This window comes from Nonomuraea sp. NPDC000554 (assembly GCF_040300065.1).
GTDB lineage: Bacteria > Actinomycetota > Actinomycetes > Streptosporangiales > Streptosporangiaceae > Nonomuraea.
In genome coordinates this window covers 138,510-159,552 of sequence record NZ_JBEPDC010000024.1, presented here as the reverse complement: position 1 = coordinate 159,552, position 21,043 = coordinate 138,510, and the positions used below count along the sequence as shown (strand labels likewise).

Below are 21,043 nucleotides of genomic sequence, written 5' to 3'. Positions count from 1 at the left end.
CTGGAAACGTTCGACGGATACCTGCGACTGCTGCTCGTCTCCTACCACGACGCCCGCGACGGCCAAGCGCGCTTCCGCAACGGCGGCGGCCGCCTCACCCGACGGGCCTGACCGTTCCGAACGACCTGACCGCCGAGTGGAAGGATGTCCAGCATGCTCACCTGCAAGATCACAGCGTCCGGGCCCGCTACCGCCCTCCCGGCCATGAGCACTTGTCGGCGAGTTACCAGGCCAACCTGGCCGACGCGGCCCAGCCTGGGCGGCCGACGGCGAGAGGGTGAGCGGGGAGGAGCTGCTGGCCGCGCGGACGCCGCTGGCTGACCTGCATCGAGCCCGGACCTGATCGCCGCCGCCCGCGGCGCTGGCGTCACCTGGCAGGAGTTGGCGCCGGTGCTGAGCGTGGGCGACCGCCGCTCGGCTCAACGCCACCACACCTGCCTCGCGGCCGCCGCCCGTGACGCGCGTGCCGCCGAAGACGAGGCCGAGGGACAGCTTGCCGCGCGCCCGCAGGGGTTGCCGTCCGACACCCGCCCGCTGCCCTCCGTCGCGCCTACGGTAAACCTCGGGAATTGCACCAGACGGGCGCTTAGTCGCAGGTCACCTCGGCCCTGCATCGCACCGCCGAGACGTGAATCCGGTGAGGAGCCTGGGGACAGAGCGTAGGGGCCGCCAGGTCGTGGAGGTCAGGAGGGCCAGGAACGCTGACCTACGCGTTGCGACGCTGGTTGACCTGCGCCGCGACCTTATTGGCGCGCCAGCCGATCAACAGGATTCCACCCACGAACAACACTGCCTGGGACGCGGCAACCGTCAGCGCAAGGGCCTCAGGCAGGCCGAACGCCATCTCGCCGACGATGGAGCCGACGAGAACCGCCGCCATGACCACGGCCAGTCGTCGCAGGGGGCGCCTCAGCCAGGCGTGCGCGGCATCCCACGCCTCGCGAGAGGCGAGTGTGTGGCGGGTGCGCAGGCCCAATAGCCGGTTTCGCGTGTCCACAGCGCCAGACTCGTCATGGAAGGGGATCAGCAGCAAGGCGAGCGCAGGCAGGGCCAGTAGCGATGTCATGAATACGGGTCCCATTCCCAAATCGTAACCTTCCGCGTATCTCGCAATGAATGGTCCGTCGGTGACAAGGAGGGCAGACCGCCGGAGGTGGAACTGCGGGACTGGGGCATGCCCGGCTGCCGGCCTCCAGCGACGCGTTCGTAGTGCATGCGCTGCGCCATACCGCGGCCTTTCGGATGGCCGAAGACCCACATCCGCCGCGGCGCGGTGTGGGGAACAGCCGGTGCCCTATCGGAGGGCGTCGACCGGTTCCATACCGGCCGCCCGCAGCGCCGGATAGAGGCCGGCCAGCAGACCCACCACCGCTCCCGCGATCGGCGCCGCGATTGCCAGCCGCACGTCGAGCAGCGGGGTCCACTGCTTGGCGGCGGAGATGGCGACGATGCCGACCACACCCACGCTCGCGCCGATCACGCCGCCGGTCAGCCCGGTCAGCGTGGACTCCAGCAGGAACTGGGCGGCGATGTGCCGGCGGGCCGCGCCGAGCGAACGGCGCAGGCCGATCTCGGAGACCCGCTCCATCACGGTGACGAGCGTGACGTTCGCGATGCCGACCGCGCCGACCACGAGCGAGACCAGGCCGAGGATCAGGAAGAGCGCGTTGACGTCGTCCTGTGCCTGGTCTCGGGCCTTGGTCGGGCTGGGCGGGGCGACCACCTGCAACGCGTCGCCGTTGCCGGGGCTGAGCGCGGTAGGGGCCTGCGCGGCGACCAGGCCGGCCGCGCCCAGGCTGGTGTTCACCAGCACCCTGGTCACGTCACGCAGCCCGAACTGCCTGCCCACGCTGGGCGGCACCATCACCGCGGTGCTCAGGTTCCGCTCGCGGCGCAGATCGCCGAGTATGCCGATCACCGTGTACGCGTGCTTGCCGATGAAGATCGCGGGCGACCGGTCCAGCCGGGTGATGCCGAGCATCTGGGCCGCCTGGTCGCCGAGCACCGCCACCCGGTCCGCGCGCTTGATGTGCCCGATGTCGAAGAACCTGCCCTGCGTCATCCGGCCGCGGGCCGCCTCGGGTAGCCCGGGCGTGGCGGCCAGCACGCTCAGCGTCTGCGAGGTGACCCTGGTCGGGTCCACGAGGTCGTTGGAGCGTACGGACAGGTTCGTGCTGTCCTTGCTCTCGGCCACGGCCGCGGCGGAGACCACGCCGCGGAGCCGGATCAGCCGGTCGATGGAGTCCCACGCCACCAGCGGCGCGTTCTCGGACTCCGGCACCTCGACGGTGATGGCCGTAGCCACCAGCTCGTCGAACCGGCCGACGATCTGGTTGCCCGCGGTGGCGGACACGCCCAGTGTGATCACCAGTGTGGTGATGCCCAGCACGGTGCCCAGCGTGGTGAGCGCGGAGCGGACCGGCCTGGCGAGCATCCCGGCGAACGCCTCGCCGATCAGATCGCGCACGTCCATCTACTCCTCCACCAGCACGCCGTCGGTGATCCGCACCAGGCGCGCGGCCCGCTCGCTGACCTCCTGCTCGTGTGTGATGACCACGATCGTCAGGCCCTGCGCGCGTAGCTCGTCGAACAGGTCGAGCACCGCCTCGGTGTTGCGGCTGTCGAGGTTGCCGGTCGGCTCGTCGCACAGCAGCAGCGACGGCTCGCCCATGAGGGCCCTGGCGATGGCCGCGCGCTGGCGTTCGCCCCCGGACAGCCGGTCGGGCAGGAAGCCCACCCGGTGGCCGAGGCCGACGCGTTCCAACGCCGCCAGGGCCCGCTCCCGCCTGCCCTTACGCGGATCCCTGCCGTAGATCTCGGGGAGCATCACGTTCTCCACCACGCTGCGGTGGGCGAGCAGGTGGAAGGACTGGAAGACGAAGCCGATCCGGTCGCCGCGCAACCTGGTCCTGGCTCCGTCGGGGAGTTCGGTGGTCTCGGTACCGTCCAGCCGATAGCCTCCCGAGGTAGGCCGGTCCAGCAGGCCGAGCACGTTCAGCAGGGTGGACTTGCCGGACCCCGACGGGCCGACGATGGCTAGGTAGTCGCCCCGACCCACGCGCAGCGACACGTCGGCGAGCGCGCGGACCGGCGGTTTCGAGGGGAAGTCCTTGCGGACCCGGTCCAGCTCGATGACCGGCTCAGGCACTGCTGACCACCACCCGGTCGCCTTCCTTGAGCGCGCCGGTGACCTCGACGTTGCCGTCGGCGGCCAGCCCGGTGCGGACCTCGACGTCCCGGGTCTGGTCGGTGGCGTACTCCACTCGTACCCGTGCCTTGCCGTCGGCCGCCGTGATCACCGCGGACACCGGCACCACCAGCACCGGCTTGTCGGTCGCGCCGACCGTCACCCTGGCCGTGACGGTGGTGCCGGACAGGCGCTTGAGCCCCTTCATCGAGGTGGGGGTGAGCAGGACCGGCTGGGCGCCCTGCGCCGCCTCCTCGCCGGGGACCTTGGCCTTCTCCCCTACCGCGGTGAGCGTCGCCGGGTAGGTCTTGCCCGTGTCGGACTCGATCGTGGCGCTCATTCCCTCCCGCAGCAGGTCGGACTCGGCGGCCTCGACCGAGCCGGTGACCATGAACGTCGAGCTGGTCACCGTGGCGACCTCCTTCTCGACCGTCTGCCCTGACTTGACGGCGGCCTTCTGCAGGCGGGCGGGCAACGTCGGCAGGAACACGACCTCCCCCGGCGGGATGGACGCGCCGAAGGTCCGCGCGAACTCGGCGACCATCGATCTGGCTGCGGCCAGGTCCTTCTTGGCGTTGGCCACCTTGAGCTTGGTGGGGGAAAGCTGGCGGGCCTGGCGCAGTGCCTGCTCGGCCGTGAGCAGGGCCTCCCGCGCGGTCCGCACGCCCTTGCGCAGTTCTTCCAGCTTCGCCTCGCGGGCCTGCCGGGCCTCCTCCAGGATCCGGCCGTACGCCTGGCGCGCCTCTTCCAGGTCCGCCTGGGCATTGGAGACCCGCATCTCCAGCAGGCGGGTGTCGGTCGTCGGCTGCGGTGTGGGCGTGGCCCCGGGAGCAGCGGTCGGCTGGCTCCTGGCCGCCGCGAGGTCCTGCTCGGCCGTCAGCAGCTTCTCCTCGGCCGCTCGTACGGCGGCGTCGGCCGCCGTCAGCTTGGCGTCGTCCTCGGGGGTCGTCTCCTGCGCCTTCACCTCCTCCAGCGACCTTTCGGCCGACTTCAGGTCCGCCTTGGCGTTGGTGAGCTTGACCTTCAGGGGCAGCACGTCCTGCCCTTGATCGAGCGCCTTCTGCTCGGTCGCGAGAGTCTCCTCGGCGGTCTGGACGGCCTTGCGCAACGTGTCGTAGGACTGCCGGTCGGTCAGCGTGGGCTGCTGGGCCTCGTAGCCCTTCTTCCGGTACATCCGGGTGACCGCGGCGATGGTCGCCTGATCGAACACCCCCGAGGTGGGGCCGCCGAACCCGAGCCTGCGTAGCGCTTTCTGCAACTGCTTGATGTCGGCGCCCCTGGTGCCCGGGGTGATCGTGCGGTGCATCGGCACCGAGCCGCGCAGGGCGAAGACCGGGCGGCCGTTGACCTCCATCAGCACCGCGCCTTCGGCGAGCTTGCCCCGGCGTGGCGCCCGGGTGGTGCGTTGCAGGTCAGAGGTGCCGCCGACGACTCCCGCGAGGGAGATGGGCAGCGGCGATCCGTACTGGAGCGTGCCGCTGACCACGACGGAGCTGACGAGCTTGCGGCGCTCGACGGCGGCTGTGATCAGTGAGGCCTTCGGCGCGGCCCGGCGGGCCGCCTCGTCGGCCGGGGAGCGCAGGCGGGTGCTGAGCCCCCAGCCCACGACGGCGATGATCACAACGGCCGCGATGATGCCGATCAGGAGCCTTCGCGGCGACTTCATGGGCGCGTCACATACCGAATTCGTCGTTGACCTGCTGGTTGACGACTGCCGCCTTGGGCAAGTACGCCGGGTAGAAGTCCTTGCCGCACTCCAGGTCGTCCAGGGCGGCCTTGATCTCCTTGGCCAGGTACGGCTTGGCCTCCGCGGCGCTCAGATCCGGCATGTAGGTCATCTTGTTCTCGCCGTCCTTGGCCGGGGGCGCCACGTCGGGCACGTCGTCCCTCTGCGCCCTGCCCAGCTTGTCCGCCTGGTCGTTGAACATCTGGAAGCCGCGGCCATACATCTCCTGCGGCGTGGTCTTGCCTATCGCGTTGCCCTTGCCCTTCAGGCAGCTGGCCATGGCCGCGGCCAGCTCGATCAGCTGGGGGTCGCTGTCGACCTTGGCGGCCAGGGCGCGGTCCGACGCCTTGTTGATCTGGTTGAAGTAGTCATCACCGGACTTCAGGTCCTTGCCGAGCACCTGCTTGGCCGCCACGACCATGCAGGCGTCTGACGCCTTCCGGAACGCGGCGCCCTGGGCCGCGGAGAGCTTGGACTGAATCGCCCAGTTGGGGTCGATCTCCGGGTTGTCTGGCTTGGCCAGCGGGCTGTCCAGTTCTTTGGGATAGACGAACTCCGCGAACACCCCGAACCCATACCGTTCACGCCATTTCCGCATCGCCTGGTAGTCGCCGGAAGCGCGCTTGGTCACCTCGTCGGTCTCCGGCTTCTCCGGCCGGACGTAGGCGATATACGTGAAGCCCTTCTGCTTCATGCAGTCCGCCTTGACCGCTTCTAGTCGGTGTTTCTTGTCCTTCCCTGCTGCATTGGCCGTCGCGCTCGGTGCCGGCTGGGCGTTCTCAGGTGCGCCCCCGCAGCCGCTGAGAACGGTCAGCGCGCCGAGGCACAGCGCAGCCGCCGCCAGAGTGGATCTTTTTGGCATGCCGGAGACCATATTTCGTTAAATGAACTATAGTCAATCCAGACAGCGTCCCCGCTGCCGGAACGGAGCCACGGCCGCCCCCAGGACCAGCAGCGTCAGCACACCCCAGTAGGCGATGTGCTGCCTGGTCATGGAGTCGGCGTGCAGGCTCAGCCCGGCCGACGCGACCAGCAGGTAGATCCCCGAGGCGAGCGTCCAGCGCAGGTCCCGCGTCACGTAGGCGGCCACCACGGCCAGCGCGAACACGACCACCTCGACGGCCAGCCTGCTCAGGCTGATCGGGTACTGCGTGCCGTCCGGCATCCACGCCGGCCCCGCCCACGCGAGCGGCGGCACGGCCGACCACCACCACCAGGACCTGAGGCGTACCGGCCCACCCCGCCTGGTGAGAGCCAGCAGGCCGAGCAGCACGACCGCGTACGCGAAGGCCACCACGACCGGGCTGCTGGCACCGAACAGGGCATCACCGGTCAGGAACGTCGGAAGGACCGGCACCAGGGTGAGGTCGAACAGTCGCCAGCCGCCCGCGATCGCCACCGCTTTGACGCCGGTGAGGGCGGTGAGCGCCAGCGCCGCCCACAGCCGTCCACGCAGCACGGCCAGCAACGCGAGCGCCGACAGCAGGGTCCACCACGGCAGCGTGGTCGCGTACGGCAGCAGCACGGCCAGGTTCGCTGCGGAGACGGCCGTGATGCCGAGGTGCAGCCCGTCGGCCCAGGTACTGCCGGTGGCCAGGTGGACGATACGCGCCCGGGCACCACCGAAGATCAGGCCCAGCGCCTCCCTGGCCGCCGGGACCGACTGCCCGGGGCCGGCCGACTCCAGCAGCACGTCGAGGAGCTCGTCACCGTGCGTGGCGCGGTATGTCCTCGGGTAGGCCAGGAGCAGCCTGCGGTAGCGCCGTTCGAGCGTCGTCATATGCCGGTCGGTCTCAGGATGAGGGAAGCGGCCTTCTGCATGCGCCTGGCCTCGGCCTCGACCAGCGCCTGGCCCTCGTCGGTGATCCGGAAATAGCGCCGGTTACGGCCGTTGACCGTCTCCTCGCGGTCCACGGTGATCACGCCGCGCTCGTTCAGCCGTTCCAGGATCCCGTAGAGAGTGGCGACCGAAGGCCGAACCCGGCCCCCGGACAGCTGCTGGATGGACTTGCTGATCGCGTACCCGTGGAGCGGGCCGCCGCGTAGCGCGGCGAGCACGAAGAACATCGGCTCGCTGACTTCTGAGGTTCCTCTGGGCATGAGGCCATTATTTCGTTCAACAGAATCTCGGAAATACCCGCCCGCCACCTGCGCGGCCATGAAGTGGCGGCCAATTGCCGCACGCAGACGCCCGTCACGACCGTTGAGGCCGTAGGCCGGCCAGTCGTTCACTGCGCGCTCCACGGTGTAGTCGGCCGGGGCGATGGCGAGGCCGTCCTCGTAGTCGCGCAGCACCTCTTTTGGGCTTGTTCTTGGTTTCGGTCTTGGTCTTGCCGCCTCCCCGTTTCACGATGCGCTTACCGCTGGGGTCGAACCCGAGGCTGGCGGTTGCGATCCAGCGTTGGCGCTTGTCGTCCCAGTGGAGGCCGCCGTCTCCTGGTCATCAGACCGGCTGAGCCAGCCCCGCAGGTGTTTCAACACCCGTGCATGCCGTTCGCCTTGCGCCTCACGGATCCGGTTGCGCAGGGTCTTCCGGCTGCCGCGCCTCCTCGAGGGCGTCTGGCTAGGCTTCCCTGGTGAGCTTCGGCAACCATGCCCGTAGGGTGCGTGACTCCGGCCTGCCGCACCAACGGCGGGTTTCGGCGCTCCGCTCCTGCGTGCAGTTGTATCGGCCGCTCGGCTTCAACGCGACGCTGAGTTACCTCGAGTCGAAGGCCGGGAGGTTTCAGTCTGATGAGGCGGCACTGCTCGGTGCCCTGGATGTCATCGAGGCCAGCCGTGCTGTTCTTCGTGTCGAGCTTCAGGCTTATGCGGCAACGCGCCGGGAGGCCAAAAGGCAAGGCCGGAGATCTCCGCGTGCGGAAGATGCCAACCCGAACCTGCAGTTCCGCTGGTACTGGTATGCCGCTCCCCAGGAGGCCGCGCGGCACGCGTTGTGGTTCTGGTGGCGGCAACGCTTCCCTCGCCTGTCCCTTTCCGACGCTCCGGCCCTTTCGGAGCTGAGTGAATGTGTAAGGGAGTGCCTGGATGCCGGTGACGTGCTCACGGAGGCGGAGCGCGGACTTCTTGGTGCCCGGTTGAAGGGGCTCGAGCAACAGCTGCCGACGTGGGATCTGCTGCATGTGATGCGGCACATCGAGGTGGCGTCTGGTCTGCGGTAGCGGGTGGACGCGTTTCGTGGCGCATTCGGGCAACGGGCGCGCCTGTTCCGTGCCAGGCCGCCCGCGTGCCCGCCCGCCTGGTGGGGCCTATAGTGCGCGTATCAGCACATGGCGGCGGCTTGTCTGCGCATCAGCAAGTGGCCCCGGCGGAATCGTTCATCCTCCAAAGGCTCGCGCAACATCCGCGCCACCTCGACGAACTCTTCCTTGCGGGCCAGGTCGGCCAGGTCGTCGATCGGCCACCGGTAGGCCGGCGTGACCTTGTGGTCGAACTGCAGCACCGGACCGCCCTCGGATTCGAAGAAACCGAGCAGGAGGTAACCACCCGGGGCCAGCACCCGGCGGAACTCGGCAAAGTACGGCGGCAGCTCCGGTGGTGGGATGTGGATGACGGAGTACCAGGAGAGCAGACCGCCCAGTTCGCCGTCGGCCACGTCGAAGGCCCCCATCGAACCGACCTCGAAACGCAGGTCAGGATGGTCTTTGCGGGCAATATCAATCAATGCGGGAGACAGGTCGATGCCGAAGGCGTCCAGTCCGAGGTTACGCAGGTGTGCCGTCATGTACCCGGGACCGCAGCCGGCCTCGGCGACGGGCCGGGGCCCGGCGGCCCGTACGAGTTCGGCGAACACGGCGACTATCGCGCGATCCAGTGGCAGGCGGTCGAGCGAGTCTCGGGCGAGATCGGCGTAGATGTCGGCGACGGCGTCGTAGGCGTCCGCCGTCGCAGTCAGGTATGGGGAGGATTCGACCATGGCGGACGACTGTAGTCCATCGGTCGGCAAAGACCGTCGATCATCGACCGGTCGGCGCGTCCGTTCCGTTCCGGTCGGCCGACCGCGACCTCGACGAGTGCACGACTGCATGCCTGGTGTGAACACGTTGTGACTCGTCGCACGTCAGAGGTCGGCCGACTGCCATCGCCGTGGCCGAAGGCGGGCGGGTCATCTCCGGCGGATTCACCGGTGCCGTGGCGCTCGGGTCGGGACCGGCGTCCTCAGCCTGCATCTCGGCCGGCCGACGCGCCTCTCAGGGCGTGATGGCCCGCTCAGTACCCACCGCGGCGGGGGGCGGCGGTCGGGCGGCGGGAGAGGTTGGTCCGGCCCGTGGGTTTGAGGTCGCGCGCCGGGTGTTCGTGCCGGTGCGGCGATCGGGCCTGGCGGTTGGTCTTGGCCCGGTTGATCGGGGCTGGGAGTTTGATATGCATGCTTCCTCCTTGCGGTTCTAAGCCCTGCTGAGCCAGGTGACCTGGGCGCCGTTGTCGAAGGACTCGCGCCGGATGGGGGTGAACAGGGTGGGGCGGAACGGTCCGGAGAACATGGGGATGCCCGTGCCCGCCACCACGGGGTAGCTCTTGAGGATGATCTCGTCGATCTCCGGGAGCAGGGAGGCAGCGAGCTTGCCGCCGCCGCAGAGGTAGATGTCCATGCCGGTGTCCTCGGCCTTCAGCCGCCGGACGAGGTCGATCGGGTCGCCTGTCTCCACCTGCACCGTCGGGTCGTCGATCGTCAGCGTGTTGGAGACGACGTACTGGCGCAGGTGGGAGTACGGGCTGGTGGTGGGGACGTCCAGGGCCGGCTCGTAGGTGCCGCGGCCCATCACCAGGGTGTCGAAGACCTTGTTGGGCACGCCGTCGAGGCCGACAAGCTTGCGGATATGGGTGGGGAGCGTCTCGGGGTAGCGGGTGTTGATCCAAGCGGCCATCTGGTCCGACAGAGGGTAGAAGTCGAACTCGGCGTTGGGGCCCGCGATGTAGCCGTCGAGTGAGACGCCGATGTAGTAGACAAGCTTTCTCATACCGATCAACTCCCGATGTAGTACTCTGTTTGGAGTGGTTTGAACGTAGTACTACAAATGGAGTGGTGTCAAGTGCGGAGAAATCCCGAGCGGCGGCAGGCACTGATCGACGCAGCCATCGAGGTGCTGGCCAGGGAGGGAGCGCGGGGGCTGACCTTCCGGGCCGTCGATGCGGAGGCGGCCGTGCCCCCGGGCACGGCCTCCAACTACTTCGCCAACCGCGACGACCTGTTCACCCAGGTCGGCGGACGCATCTATGAGCGGTTGCTGCCCGACGAGGCCACGATCGCCCGCAGCCGGGAGGGCGTGCAGGACGAAACCCGCTATGCCGAGCTCATGCACGAACTGGTGGATCGGGTCTCCGCCTTCAACTCCGGCTACCTGGCCCTGCTCGAGCTCCGGCTGGAGTCCACTCGGCGCCCTGAGCTGCGCGCCGTGCTGACCAAGCGCATTCGCGAGGACATCGACGCCAACATCGGCTACCACGCCACCTCGGGTCTGCCCGGCGACTCGACCTCGGTGGTGCTCCTCTACCTCGCTCTGAACTGGCTCATCGTGGAGCGGCTGACGCTGCCCGACATCTTCACCGAGCAGGAGATCCACGAGCTGGTGGACGCCGCCGTGCGAAGATCGCTGACTGACGTGTAAGACCATCCGACAGCTCCGGGAAGCGACCTTCGGACGCTCCCATTCCGCCAGGTCATCCGCTTCGGGCCGGCGAACCAGTCACCTCCGGTCTTCCTGAACCGGTGTTCCGCCTCACCTGCGCGCGTAGCGGACGGTCAGCCGGCCGTAGGTGAGCTCTCCAGCGATCTGGACGTGCAGCGCGCCCGGACGTGGCCGGCCCGCCGTCTTGCACTTCACGCCGCCCCATTCGGTGCGCACCGCATCGGCGTTCGCGCTCGTGCCGGCGGGCAGGATGATCGTGGCGCTGCCGTACGTGAGCCGGAGCTCGATGTCGACCTGCCCATAGGGGATGTGGGCCCGTGACAGGTCGAGGCGCGCGCTGCCGTGCTCGGAGTCGATGCGGAGCCTGCGCGGGACCTGCCAGTCGCCCGTCCGCGTGACGCGCCCGCCGTTGGACGCGAGCCGGAGCACCTCGTCCGGCAGGTCGCAGACGACCGGCTCCAACTCCTGGGAGGAGGTGGCGGTGAGCGCCCGTTCGAGCCGCTGCTCCAGCTCGGCGGGGCCGAGCCGGCCGTCGGCGTACGCCTGCTGGACCAGCTCCACCGCCCGCTCACGGTCGAAGCCGGAGACGGTGCTCATTTACTGACGGCTCTCTTGTACAGCCGCGTGGCCAGCGGCACGAACACGGCCAGGAGCACGACCGACCACAGCAGCGAGACCGGCACCGCGTGCCGCAGCGGCCAGGCGTCGGGCGTGGGGAGGGCCGGGCTGGTGTTGCCGAACAGCTCGCGTGCGGCCTGGACCAGCGTGGACACCGGGTTCCACTCGGCGATCGGCTTGAGCGGCCCGGGCAGGCGCGTGCTGTCGACGAAGGCGTTGGACAGGAAGACCAGCGGGAACGACATGATGGTGGCGATGTTGTTGAAGACCTCGGGCGTGCGCAGGGCCAGCGCGACCGTGGCCGTCACCCAGGAGAAGGCGTAGGCGAACAGCACCAGCATCAGGAACCCGAGCGCGGCCTCGAGCGGCGAGGTGTGGATGCGCCATCCGACGAGCAGCCCGACGAGCGCCATGGTGACGATGCTGGTCAGGTTCATGATGACGTCGCTGACGGTCTGGCCGGTCAGCACCGCCGAGGGCGACATCGGCAGGGTGCGGAACCGGTCGAAGATGCCCTTCTGCAGGTCCTGCGTCAGGGTGTAGCCGGTGATCTGCGCGCTGGAGACGATCGTCATGACGAAGATCCCGGGCAGCAGGTATTCGCCGTACGACAGGCCGGGCAGGCTGATCATGCTGCCGAAGACGTAGGTGAAGAGCAGCACGAACACGATCGGGAGCATGACCACGCCGCCCAGCAAGTCGGGGGCTCGGCGGATCTTCAGGGCGTTGCGCTTGGCGATCGTCATGCCGTCGGCGACGACCAGGTGCAGGGTGTTCATCGGATGGTCTCCTTGATCTTCTCGTCGGCCTCGCGTCCGGTGAGGCTCAGGAACACGTCGTCCAGGGTCGGCCGGCGCAGACCGGCGTCGCGTACGGTGATGCGTTGGGCGGCCAGGTGGCCCAGCGCCTGGGTGAGCGCGGCCGCGCCGCCGGAGACCGGAACCGTCATCTGCAGGGCGGCGGCGTCGATCTGCACGTTCCCGACGGCCAGCGGCGCCAGCATCCTGGCGGCGGCCCGCAGGTTCGCCGCGTCCGTCAGCGAGAGCTGGATCCGGTCGCCGCCGACCTGATCCTTGAGCTCGTCGGCGGTGCCGAGCGCGATCACGTGCCCGTGGTCGACCACCGCGATGCGGTCGGCGAGTCGGTCGGCCTCCTCCAGGTACTGGGTGGTGAGCAGCACGGTGGTGCCCTCCGCGACGAGCTCGGAGATGACGTCCCACAGCCCGATCCTGGCCCGGGGGTCCAGGCCGGTGGTGGGCTCGTCGAGGAACAGCACGGGCGGGTGGGCGACCAGCGCGCCGGCCAGGTCGAGCCGGCGCCGCATGCCGCCGGAGTAGCCCTGCACCGGGCGGTCGGCCGCCTCGGTCAGGTCGAAGCGCTCCAGCAACTCGCGGGCGCGCTGTCGGCTGCGCTTGACGCCCAGGTGGTAGAGGCGGCCGACCATCTCCAGGTTCTCGGCGCCGGTGAGGTGGTCGTCGACGGCCGCGTACTGGCCAGAGGCGCCGATGTGGGCGCGCAGCCGGTGCGCGTCGCGGACGACGTCGAACCCGGCCACCATGGCGTGCCCGGCGTCCGGTTTGAGCAACGTGGTCAGGATCCGCACCGTGGTGGTCTTGCCGGCGCCGTTCGGGCCGAGCAGCCCGAAGACCGTCCCCTCGGGAACGGTCAGCGCCATCCCGTCGAGTGCGGCCACGTCGCCGTACTTCTTGACCAGACCTTCGGCCACGATCGCGTCAGGCATGAGGGATCTCCTTGCTTGTCAGGGAACGTTTGTCAGGAACGGTGGATGGTGATGTCGCCGTAGGTGGTGTGGGCTCGCACCTCTACGACCTGGTCGGCCTGGCCGGGGACGTCGCCGGGGTCGAGGGCGACGGTCACGGTGCCGTACTGGGAGCTCACGTCCAGCCAGGCGGCGGTGCCCTCCACGATCCGGAGATCCAGCCCGCCGCCGGTGGTCTCCATGACGACCGAACCGGACACCACCTCGCGGATCTCCACGCTGCCGTACGCGGTCTTGGCGACGACGCCGGCCAGGGCGCGGTTCACGGTGATGTCGCCGTGGGCGCTGTTCAGCCGCAGGGCGCCGGTCACCTCGCCGAGGCGGACCTCCCCTTGGGAGGTCTTGACCGCGGCGGTGCCGTTGATCTCGCCGATGTGGATGCCGCCGTGGGACGTGGTGACCTCGGCGTGCCCGGACGCGCGGGTCACCGAGATGTCGCCGTAGGTGCTCTTCAGCCGTAGCCGGTCGGCCTGCTCGACCCGGATGTCGCCATAGGAGGTGGTGAGCGTCACCTCGCCGAGCGGGCCGTGGCAGCGCAGGCTCCCCGTCGTCTTGGCGTCGAGGCGGGAGCCGGCCGGCAGTTCGATCGTCACGTCGAGCGAGCCCGGGCCGAGCACCAGCGAACGCGCCCAGCTCATGGGCGACTCGACGAGTTTGTCGAACGAGAGGCCCCAGCCGGAGATCGCGCCGACGTGCTCCTTGTCGGTCCGCACCAGGAGCCTGCCGTCGTCGTACTCGACGTGGGTGTGCCGGGCGGCCTGCACGTCGGCATCGTTGAGCTCGTCGCTCGGGCGTACCACGACGACGGTGTCGGCGCGGTCGCTCGCGTTGACGCGGATGTCGGCGGTCGCCAGGTCGAGGACGGCGAGGATGGGTTCGGGGGTGTCGAAGGTCGGCATTCCGGCCCCCTTGCCGTGGGTTGACGTGGTCATCAGCGCACCCAGCCGCTGAAGCGGTTGCCGGTCTGCTGAGCCGGGGGCCGGCTGGTGCGGCGGCCGGAGTCACCGAGGTCGAGCGCGACGGAGACGGCGCGGACCAGCCAGGCGTTGACCGACAGTCCGTCGCGGGTGGCCGCCTCCTCGATGCGAGGCTTGAGCTGCTCGGGGACCCGGAGCGAGATCCGGGACGTGCCGCCCTCGTCGGCGTCGAGGGGTGGCGGCCTCTCGACCTGTCCGATCTCGCCCCCCTCCGCGAACGAGGGGGCGCTCGGCGGTGGTGTCACGACGAAAGCGGGGTCGCGTCCGCGCAGGCGCACCTCGGCCGAGCCCGGTGCGAGGTCCTGGGTGATCTCGTCCGCGGCGGCTGACAGGGCCTCCAGCAGCGCGAGCCGGGTGGCCGACTCGAGCGTGGCGGCGAGCCGCTCCGCCAGCGCACGAGCTTCCTCGCCGCCCGCTCCGGCGGCGATCGCGAGGTCGCGGCGGAGTCGATCGACATACGGCGCAAGGTCCATGGCGTCATCATGACACCATGATGGCGTCGCTGCAAGGGGATGCGCCTCCCGTATGGCGTCATCGAGGCGTCATGTGTGATCGTGCCGATCTGCGCGAGCCGTCCGCGTTCGGCCCCCCACTCGGCCGCCTGGCCGAACGCCGCAGCTCAGCGAGCGCGTTCGGTCGTCCGCCTGAACGCCTCCTGGGGTTGCCGGCGCGGCCTGCGGCACGTCCGCCAGGGGCCGTCGAGCACGGTTAGTCACTCTTCGTAGCAGGGTAGGTACGTGCCGTCTCGGACGCAGGTCGCGCCGGACGACGGTTCGTGGAGAGGATGCACGCTCGTGTGCCCAGGCGCACCCCAAGCTGTGGGCCCGCGCGTGGCCACCCCCGCCTGAGGACGACGGCCATGCGCTATGTGCGGCTGCTGCGCCACCGGAGGTTGTGCGCCCTGTGGGCGGCGCAGACGTTCTCCGTTGTCGGGAACCGCCTGTACATGCTCGCCGTGGTGTGGCTGGTGTGGCAGACCTCGCATTCCACGGCCCTGCTCGGCCTCGTCGCCCTGACGGGAGCCCTGCCGTACGTCGTCGTCGGCGTCACCGGACGGCGACTGCTGGCGAGGCTGGCATCGCTGTCCGCGCTGGCCGTCATCGACCTCGCACGAGCGCTGGCAGTGATCGCGCTACCGATCTGGTGGGCGATCGCCGGGCCGGACCTCGCCGGGCTGTTCGTCGTGGCCGGCGTCAACGGGCTGCTGGGAGCCTTGTTCGAGCCGAATCTCAAGGCGCTGCTTCCCGGTTTCGTCCAGCCGGATCAGGTGCGACAGGCCGTGGCGCTCCTGGACTCCGCCGACCGGATCGCCCGCTTCGCGGGGCCCGGGGCGGCCGCCCTCCTGCTGGCGTCGCTGCCCGCGACCGTCCTGTACGTGATCGACGGCGCGACCTTCATCGTGTCGGCGACGGCGCTGGCCTGGCTCGGGCGGCGGGCGGCCGGCAGCGTCGCGGGGGCGGGGGTGGTCCCGGTCGCCACGTCGCCGATACGTCCGCTGCTGCGCGCGCACCCGGACATCGCGGGCGCCGTGGCCGTCCACGGCGTGGCGACGCTGTTCACGACGGTCACGATCGCGCTGCCGATCCTGGTCACCGTGCATCTGCGCGAGGGCGCGGGCACGTACGCGGGCGCCTCGGCGTGCATAGGCGCCGGCGCGCTGCTGGGGAACGTGCTGGTGGGGAACCTGCGTTCGATCGGCCGATTCCCCGGCTCGTACTGCGGCGCGTGGACCGCGTTCGGCCTGATGGTCGCCTCGCTCGGGATCGCGCCCTCTTCGACGGCGTTGCTCGTCCTGTGCGTGCTGCTGGGGATCACCACGCCGTTCATGTCGGTGACCTTGCTGACCCGCCTGTCGGCGTTCCGGCAGCCGGTGCGGTTGCGGCTGATGAGCCTGGACGTGACCGTGGTCAGAGCCGGCGAGACGGTCGGGATGCTACTGCTTCCCGTGCTGACCGCGGCCGACGTCTCAGCCGGATTCGTCCTCTGCGGCGTGCTGACGTCCGTCGTCGCGCTCGGCGGCTGGGGCCTGTCGATGCTGCGGCCCGCCAGGCTCGCCGCACCCGACCTGTCCGATCCGTGACCGCTCACGAACACGACCCGTCCAGCGGTCTCGGGAGCAGAGGGACGCAGCGCGGGCCCCGCTGATGCGCCCGAGGGTCACCGCGGCTCATCCACCGCCCGAGTGGGCCGCGTCGTCCAGTGGATGCGGGCTGAACAGGGTGTACGCGCCGCCACCTTGGGCGCCGTTGAGCAGCGGGCCGGTGTTCGCCCGGGAGGAGTAGCCGATCACCCGCCCGCCGAGCACCGGCACGACCAGATCGTGCAGGTAGGGGGTGCCGTCGCCGGCGTTCAGCGCTCCGGCCCGCAGACGCTCCTGGACCAGCCAGCCCTGATGGCCGGGCGCGCTCACCACGCGCTCCCATGAGCGCTGGTCATGCTCGCCGCCGATGTGCACGTCCTTGCCGTGGAAGCTGTAGGGCGCCTTCAGCACCAGCTCCTCCCGCCGCCTGATCACCTCCGCCTCGTCGATGCCGTCACCCAGCTTGCGGCTGTAGGGGACCAGGGTGTCGAGCTGAGCCGCGTCGGAGCCGTGGAAGAGACGGCGGAACCGAGGGTCGGACAGCGCCGCCAGGCACAGCTTGTTCTCCGCCACCCAGCGCGCTCCCAGCCGGTTGGGCACCACGATGGTGCCCTCGACGAGGCGGGCGCAGAACCGATCCCACTGCGGAACCTCGTCCAGCTCGATCGGGATGAACTTGAAGTAGCCCAGCTCCACGCCGTCGGCGCGACCGACCTCGCACGGCCGCATCAGCATGGCCTCGCGCCCGCAGCCGGACAGCTGGCGCTGGACCTGGTCCAGCTCGAATCTGGTGCTTCTGCTGGCGTGGTAGAGCCCGATCGGGTGCCCGTTGTCGGGCACGCCCCGCTCGCGGCCGTACTCCAGCAGCCAGCGGGCGAACCAGTCGTGGCGTTCGAAGGGGGCCGGGGGTGCCGCCCAGTCGGCCAGGACCGGGCCGAGCGAGGATTCGCGCCAGAACCGGGTGAGCATGCCCGACGAGATCACCCCGCCCGGGCTGCTGGGATTGAACTCGAGCACGCGCACGTCGCCCAGGTCGCTGCCCAGCAGGTCCAGCCGGCAGTAGTCGATGGTCAGTTCCCGCCCACCGGGCTCCTCCATGATCCAGCGGTGCAGGAGTGGCGGAACCGCCAAGAACTCCTGTAGCTCGGCGTCGGCCGGATACTGCCGCACCAGCTGCTCCAGGCAGCCGACCACGCCCGTGACCCGGCGGCGCAGCTCGGGCTCGGCCTCGGGGTGCAGCGCGGCCAGCATCGGCAACACGGGGAACGGCCTGCGTTCCTCGCCAGGCTGGGCTACCTGCATCAGGGATTCGGCCACGACGCGCTCGCGGACCTGCCGCCATGCCCGCCTGACCTCCGGCGCGAGCGCCGAGGCGTCACCGAGGCGTCGCTCCGGATCCACGAGCGGGACGTCTCCGCCGGCCACCGATGCTTTCCCAGCGCCGGGACGGCCCGTCTCGCTCGCCTCCTGCGTATACATGCAAGCCCCTCGCCTCGGCCACTTCAGGTAGTCGATCGATCACCCAGAGCTATGGTGCCCTGGTGGCGAAGGGGTGAATCCCGATCATGTTGCGAGCATGTCGGCCCCCATCCCAGATGCGAGAGGACCGTCATGTGCCTCCACGCCGACACGGTGCTCAGCTGTGAGGGCTCGGACGGTACGAGCTAGGGGACGTCGACTCGCCAAGCGAGCACGCGTCCGTAGTGGGACTGGCCGTACACGTGCAGGTTCCCGCGGATGGTCGTCGCAGCCACCGAGCGGACCGGGCGGGCGAACACGCCCAGGACGGCGAGGCGGCGCTGGGAGACGGCGTCCCACAGCGCCACCGTGCCGTCCTCGGTCCCGGTCACCAGCAGGACCCTGTTACCGTGCTCGACCAGGCTCAGGCAGGTGACGGTCGAGGTGTGCGGCACCCACTCCCAGCGCTCCCCGGCGGCGGCGTCCCACAGGTGCACGTACCTCCCGCTGCCGACGGCGAGGACGTCGCGACCGGCGATCCGGCCCATGGTCAAACCCGCACCGGCGTCGTCCACGCTGAGCGCCAGGATGTGCCGGCCGGTCAGCGGGTTCCAGAGGTCCACCTCGCCGCCTTGCCGCGTGGCCAGCACCGGTTGATTTCCGGCCCTGCCGAAGGCGCTCTCGCTCAGCAAGAACCCCCACCTGGGCAGCTTGGCCACGCACTCCTGGGTGACCGGGTCCCACACATCGGCGCCGGCTGCGAGCAGCGCCCGGCCGTCGGCGTCGCCGAAGGCGAGAGCGGTGGGTGAGGAGTGATCCATGCCGCCGAAGGTGACCCGGCCGCCGTCGTCCTTCCGGGCGATCCCGCGGACCTTGTTCAGCGGCTGCCACAGCATGGTGCCGTAGGCGGCACAGCCACTGCTCGCGATGTACGGACGGCCGGCCACGTTTCCGGCCGCCAACCCTCGGCAGCAGTGGTCGTAGGGCGAGAGGTCGCAGTCGTGGCCGCGACCGCTCTGGCGGCAGCCCACCGAGCCGATCTTCTCTCCACTCGCCGCGTCCACCAGGAGGACGGTGTCACTGTGCGTGCCGACGGCCAGGGCGGGCGCGCCCTGCGCCGTGGTGAACAGCGCCAGCCCCGACCCGCCGTAGCCGATCCGCCGGTGCCGGTGCGGCGTCTGCGCGTCCCAGAGCTGCACCGTCCCGTCGAGTCCGGCCGTGGCCAGGCAGAGGTGTCCGTCCATGCTTCCGAAGGCGGCGGCCGTGATCAGGCGGGTGTCGGCGTCCAGGTCGACGTCCGTCTCGTGGCCCGGGTGCGTGATCACGGCCTTCGCGGGCCGTTCCCACGCCCGGCCGGTGTCGGTGTGGTTCGCCACGAGCAGCACGTTCCGCCCGGCGTGGGTCGTCGTGGTCACCGGCCCCTCCTGGCGGTCGAACCCCTGGCTGGGGGTCCTGTGGCGGAGGTCGTCCAGTTTCAGGTAGACCACCTCGCGGCTCCGCACCGTGTAGTCCGGCGGGTGTTCGATCCGAACCACCACGCCGACTTCGGGCCGCCCGTTCCACACGCCCATGAGCAGGGGCGGGGCGAACCCGTCCTGCTCCATGTCATCCCAGACGTCGCTCAGTTCGGCGGTCCCCGTGCGCTCGCCGGTGGTCACGTCCCACACGTACAGCTCGTAGGGGCTCAGAGCGGCCAGCACCGTGCGCTCGCCCAGCTTCGCCACCGCGAGGTCGAGTATCGCGTCCCCCTCCTCCGCACGCAGCGCGCGCACGAGCTCGCCGGTGGCGGGGTCCAGCAGGTCGACGCGCCCGTCCTCGTCGGCGTCCGGGAAGCCGCGGTTGTCGAAGCCGATCGCCACGGCGAGCAGCACCTGCCCGCCCTCGACCTCGACGAAGGCCATGGCCGTCGGATGGCCGCCGGTCGCGTCGCGGGTGAACCCGCTCGCTCCGGTGAGCGGGTTCCAGGTGCGGATCGTGCCGTCGTGGTCGCCGCTGGCCAGCACCGGCCGGCCGTCCACCACGCCGAACGCCAGGGCCTGGACGCTCGCCGTATGGCCCTCCAGGTCCGGCCCCGACTGGTCGAACGCGTCGCGAAGCCGTACCACGTGGTCGTCGCCGCCGCTGGCCACGAACGTGCGGCCGTCGAACTCGCCCATCGCCACCGCCCGGACCGGGCCGTCGTGCCGGGCCGGGCAGACGTGGAAGGCCGTGGGCCGCTCGCCGGTTTCCCAGGCCAGCGTCCCCGGCCCTGCCGCGTCCAACGCCGCCAGGGCCTCCGGCTCCTCGGCCGCGGCGGTCGCGCGCAGGAACTCGAGCCGTTCGGGGCCGGGTAGCGCGAGGAGCCGCGGGAGCGCCCGGCGACAGGCCCGCAGCAGGGCCGGTGGCCACGATCCGCCGAGCGCGCCACGCAGGAGCGCCGGACCGGCCTCGTTCAGCAAGGTGAGATCGAGCGTCATCGTCGCTGTTCCTCCTCGTGCGCTCGATCAGAACCTAATGTTCGTGATCACCGCGGCACGGGGTGCTTCGCCAAGTCGTGATCATCCTGCGCGTGGCGTGGGTCAGAAGACCGGGTGAGATTCCGGATGGGCGTCCCACCACTGGCTGAATGTCGGGTTGTCGTCCACGTGGTCCTGGAAGGCTCTTGCGAACCCGCGATAGACCGCAGCGGCGACGCCCGCGCTCAGGCGGTCCCTGCGCCACGCCACGACGAGGCGCGCCACCTGGGGTTCGCCCGCCAGCGGCAGCGTCACCGTGCCCTCTGACGAAGGCCACGTCGGGTCCACGAGCCGGACGCCGTGTCCCGCGGCGACGAGCAACCGGCCCGCTCCGCTCGGCGCGTCGTAGCGGATGTCCGGTTCGAAGCCCGCCGCGCGGCAGGATGCGCGGAGTGCCGCGAGCGACCCGTCGTCGGCGCCTGGGGGACTGATCCATCGCTCGTGCTCCAGCTCTTCGAGCCGTATCGAGGTCCGTTGCGCGAGTGGATGCGCCGCCGACAGCGCCACGAAGATCGGATGCCGCGGGATCAGCGTGCGCACGACGACGGGGGCGCGCAGCGCGACCTCCGCTCCCTCGATCATGCCCATGAGCGCCGCGTCGAGCCAGCCGTGGGTCAGCGCATCGGCGAGTTGCGCGGTCGACGGCTCTATCCGCAGACAGACGGTTCGCTCGGGAAGCAGTTCGCTGACCCGGTTGACGACGCTGGCGACGCAGGCCAGGTGGTTGCAGCCGAGGTTGAGCGTGGACGACGGTGAGGTCGCCATGCGGAGGTCGTCGACGAGAGCGTCGACCTCGTGGAGGACGATCCGGGCGCGGGAGATGACCTGTAGTCCCAGCGGAGTGGGCTGGGCGCCCGTCCGGGTCCGGACGAAGAGGTTGCCCCCTACCCACTCCTCGAGTTGGTGCAGCTGGCTGGTGATCGCCGGTTGGGACAGCCCCAAGCGGGCTGCCGCCTTGGTGACACTGCCGGTCTCGGCTATCGCGCAGACCATGCGGAGATGTCTCAGGTCGAGGTCCACAAAAAAATTATGTGACATTGCACACGCTTGGCTCTATAGATTCACCGCGTGGTCATCCATGAGATTTATGGATCG

21 protein-coding genes are annotated in these 21,043 nt (G+C 70.0%); 3 read left to right on the top strand and 18 right to left on the bottom strand.

The annotated features are described in order from the left end of the window. Positions 1–706: 706 nt before the first annotated feature. The 7 genes from ABT294_RS36665 to ABT294_RS36635 all read right to left on the bottom strand — a co-directional run bounded on the left by ABT294_RS36665 (position 707) and on the right by ABT294_RS36635 (position 7,208). Positions 707–1,066 carry an SdpI family protein gene (locus ABT294_RS36665; protein WP_350810970.1) on the bottom strand — a complete coding sequence of 120 codons (360 nt, stop codon included), beginning with the start codon at positions 1,064–1,066 and terminating at the stop codon, positions 707–709. A gap of 228 nt (positions 1,067–1,294) precedes the next feature. Continuing rightward, positions 1,295–2,473, bottom strand: coding sequence for an ABC transporter permease (locus ABT294_RS36660; protein WP_350810969.1), 1,179 nt, complete (start codon positions 2,471–2,473; stop codon positions 1,295–1,297). After that, positions 2,474–3,148: an ABC transporter ATP-binding protein gene (locus ABT294_RS36655; RefSeq protein WP_350810968.1), complete on the bottom strand. Its 675-nt coding sequence runs from the start codon at positions 3,146–3,148 to the stop codon at positions 2,474–2,476. Beyond that, positions 3,141–4,853 (bottom strand): peptidoglycan-binding protein, encoded by a 1,713-nt coding sequence (locus tag ABT294_RS36650; RefSeq protein ID WP_350810967.1) that lies wholly within the window; start codon positions 4,851–4,853, stop codon positions 3,141–3,143. The genes ABT294_RS36655 and ABT294_RS36650 overlap by 8 nt, the downstream gene beginning before the upstream one ends. A 7-nt stretch (positions 4,854–4,860) precedes the next feature. Beyond that, the gene (locus ABT294_RS36645; RefSeq protein WP_350810965.1) at positions 4,861–5,607 is read right to left on the bottom strand and encodes a hypothetical protein; all 747 of its coding nucleotides are present in this window, start codon (positions 5,605–5,607) and stop codon (positions 4,861–4,863) included. 201 nt (positions 5,608–5,808) lie between these two features. After that, a complete protein-coding gene (locus tag ABT294_RS36640) occupies positions 5,809–6,693 on the bottom strand; it encodes a hypothetical protein (RefSeq protein WP_350810963.1) in 885 nt (294 codons plus the stop codon). Next, positions 6,690–7,208 (bottom strand): PadR family transcriptional regulator, encoded by a 519-nt coding sequence (locus tag ABT294_RS36635; RefSeq protein WP_350810962.1) that lies wholly within the window; start codon positions 7,206–7,208, stop codon positions 6,690–6,692. The genes ABT294_RS36640 and ABT294_RS36635 overlap by 4 nt, the downstream gene beginning before the upstream one ends. 281 nt (positions 7,209–7,489) lie before the next feature. Between ABT294_RS36635 and ABT294_RS36630 the strand changes: the two genes are divergently transcribed. Further along, positions 7,490–8,074, top strand: a complete 585-nt coding sequence (locus ABT294_RS36630) for a hypothetical protein (protein ID WP_350810960.1) — start codon at positions 7,490–7,492, stop codon at positions 8,072–8,074. A 101-nt stretch (positions 8,075–8,175) separates the two neighbouring features. On the opposite strand, the gene ABT294_RS36625 is transcribed toward ABT294_RS36630, so the two are convergent. From ABT294_RS36625 to ABT294_RS36615, 3 genes are all read right to left on the bottom strand, one after another. Further along, complete coding sequence (locus ABT294_RS36625; RefSeq protein ID WP_350810958.1) at positions 8,176–8,829, bottom strand: class I SAM-dependent methyltransferase; 654 nt, start codon at positions 8,827–8,829, stop codon at positions 8,176–8,178. A 293-nt stretch (positions 8,830–9,122) separates the two neighbouring features. Then, positions 9,123–9,281 carry a hypothetical protein gene (locus ABT294_RS36620; RefSeq protein ID WP_350810957.1) on the bottom strand — a complete coding sequence of 53 codons (159 nt, stop codon included), beginning with the start codon at positions 9,279–9,281 and terminating at the stop codon, positions 9,123–9,125. Between the two features lie 17 nt (positions 9,282–9,298). After that, positions 9,299–9,871: a dihydrofolate reductase family protein gene (locus ABT294_RS36615; protein WP_350810955.1), complete on the bottom strand. Its 573-nt coding sequence runs from the start codon at positions 9,869–9,871 to the stop codon at positions 9,299–9,301. A 72-nt stretch (positions 9,872–9,943) separates the two neighbouring features. On the opposite strand from ABT294_RS36615, the gene ABT294_RS36610 reads away from it, so the two are divergent. Further along, the gene (locus ABT294_RS36610) at positions 9,944–10,519 is read left to right on the top strand and encodes a TetR/AcrR family transcriptional regulator (protein WP_350810954.1); all 576 of its coding nucleotides are present in this window, start codon (positions 9,944–9,946) and stop codon (positions 10,517–10,519) included. A 111-nt stretch (positions 10,520–10,630) separates the two neighbouring features. Here the strand turns inward: ABT294_RS36610 and ABT294_RS36605 are convergent, their stop codons facing one another. From ABT294_RS36605 to ABT294_RS36585, 5 genes are read right to left on the bottom strand one after another with little or no spacing between them, the layout of a single operon-like run. Next, positions 10,631–11,137 (bottom strand): DUF1707 SHOCT-like domain-containing protein, encoded by a 507-nt coding sequence (locus ABT294_RS36605; RefSeq protein WP_350810952.1) that lies wholly within the window; start codon positions 11,135–11,137, stop codon positions 10,631–10,633. Further along, complete coding sequence (locus ABT294_RS36600) at positions 11,134–11,937, bottom strand: ABC transporter permease (protein WP_350810950.1); 804 nt, start codon at positions 11,935–11,937, stop codon at positions 11,134–11,136. Before ABT294_RS36600 ends, ABT294_RS36605 begins: the two co-directional genes overlap by 4 nt. After that, on the bottom strand, positions 11,934–12,899 hold the full coding sequence (locus ABT294_RS36595; protein WP_350810949.1) for an ATP-binding cassette domain-containing protein: 966 nt from the start codon (positions 12,897–12,899) through the stop codon (positions 11,934–11,936). Before ABT294_RS36595 ends, ABT294_RS36600 begins: the two co-directional genes overlap by 4 nt. Positions 12,900–12,931: 32 nt before the next feature. Further along, entirely contained in the window at positions 12,932–13,870 is a 939-nt protein-coding gene (locus ABT294_RS36590; RefSeq protein WP_350810948.1) for a DUF4097 family beta strand repeat-containing protein, read from the bottom strand. After that, positions 13,870–14,388: a hypothetical protein gene (locus ABT294_RS36585; protein ID WP_350810946.1), complete on the bottom strand. Its 519-nt coding sequence runs from the start codon at positions 14,386–14,388 to the stop codon at positions 13,870–13,872. Before ABT294_RS36585 ends, ABT294_RS36590 begins: the two co-directional genes overlap by 1 nt. A 386-nt stretch (positions 14,389–14,774) precedes the next feature. Between ABT294_RS36585 and ABT294_RS36580 the strand changes: the two genes are divergently transcribed. Then, the gene (locus ABT294_RS36580) at positions 14,775–15,995 is read left to right on the top strand and encodes an MFS transporter (protein ID WP_350810944.1); all 1,221 of its coding nucleotides are present in this window, start codon (positions 14,775–14,777) and stop codon (positions 15,993–15,995) included. Positions 15,996–16,082: 87 nt separating this feature from the next. Here the strand turns inward: ABT294_RS36580 and ABT294_RS36575 are convergent, their stop codons facing one another. The 3 genes from ABT294_RS36575 to ABT294_RS36565 form a co-directional block, all read right to left on the bottom strand. Then, positions 16,083–17,474, bottom strand: a complete 1,392-nt coding sequence (locus ABT294_RS36575; protein WP_350810942.1) for a hypothetical protein — start codon at positions 17,472–17,474, stop codon at positions 16,083–16,085. 185 nt (positions 17,475–17,659) lie between these two features. After that, entirely contained in the window at positions 17,660–19,909 is a 2,250-nt protein-coding gene (locus ABT294_RS36570) for a WD40 repeat domain-containing protein (RefSeq protein ID WP_350810941.1), read from the bottom strand. A gap of 102 nt (positions 19,910–20,011) precedes the next feature. Then, positions 20,012–20,968 (bottom strand): LysR family transcriptional regulator, encoded by a 957-nt coding sequence (locus tag ABT294_RS36565; protein ID WP_350810939.1) that lies wholly within the window; start codon positions 20,966–20,968, stop codon positions 20,012–20,014. Between the last annotated feature and the right edge of the window lie 75 nt (positions 20,969–21,043).

Bases quoted from the DNA above. Each gene is read 5' to 3' on its own strand.
- ABT294_RS36665 (WP_350810970.1), bottom strand. From the start codon at position 1,066: ATGACATCGCTACTGGCCCTGCCTGCGCTCGCCTTGCTGCTGATCCCC.
- ABT294_RS36660 (WP_350810969.1), bottom strand. From the start codon at position 2,473: ATGGACGTGCGCGATCTGATCGGCGAGGCGTTCGCCGGGATGCTCGCC.
- ABT294_RS36650 (WP_350810967.1), bottom strand. From the start codon at position 4,853: ATGAAGTCGCCGCGAAGGCTCCTGATCGGCATCATCGCGGCCGTTGTG.
- ABT294_RS36645 (WP_350810965.1), bottom strand. From the start codon at position 5,607: ATGAAGCAGAAGGGCTTCACGTATATCGCCTACGTCCGGCCGGAGAAG.
- ABT294_RS36640 (WP_350810963.1), bottom strand. From the start codon at position 6,693: ATGACGACGCTCGAACGGCGCTACCGCAGGCTGCTCCTGGCCTACCCG.
- ABT294_RS36625 (WP_350810958.1), bottom strand. From the start codon at position 8,829: ATGGTCGAATCCTCCCCATACCTGACTGCGACGGCGGACGCCTACGAC.
- ABT294_RS36620 (WP_350810957.1), bottom strand. From the start codon at position 9,281: ATGCATATCAAACTCCCAGCCCCGATCAACCGGGCCAAGACCAACCGC.
- ABT294_RS36615 (WP_350810955.1), bottom strand. From the start codon at position 9,871: ATGAGAAAGCTTGTCTACTACATCGGCGTCTCACTCGACGGCTACATC.
- ABT294_RS36605 (WP_350810952.1), bottom strand. From the start codon at position 11,137: ATGAGCACCGTCTCCGGCTTCGACCGTGAGCGGGCGGTGGAGCTGGTC.
- ABT294_RS36600 (WP_350810950.1), bottom strand. From the start codon at position 11,937: ATGAACACCCTGCACCTGGTCGTCGCCGACGGCATGACGATCGCCAAG.
- ABT294_RS36595 (WP_350810949.1), bottom strand. From the start codon at position 12,899: ATGCCTGACGCGATCGTGGCCGAAGGTCTGGTCAAGAAGTACGGCGAC.
- ABT294_RS36590 (WP_350810948.1), bottom strand. From the start codon at position 13,870: ATGACCACGTCAACCCACGGCAAGGGGGCCGGAATGCCGACCTTCGAC.
- ABT294_RS36585 (WP_350810946.1), bottom strand. From the start codon at position 14,388: ATGGACCTTGCGCCGTATGTCGATCGACTCCGCCGCGACCTCGCGATC.
- ABT294_RS36580 (WP_350810944.1), top strand. From the start codon at position 14,775: ATGCGCTATGTGCGGCTGCTGCGCCACCGGAGGTTGTGCGCCCTGTGG.
- ABT294_RS36575 (WP_350810942.1), bottom strand. From the start codon at position 17,474: ATGTATACGCAGGAGGCGAGCGAGACGGGCCGTCCCGGCGCTGGGAAA.
- ABT294_RS36570 (WP_350810941.1), bottom strand. From the start codon at position 19,909: ATGACGCTCGATCTCACCTTGCTGAACGAGGCCGGTCCGGCGCTCCTG.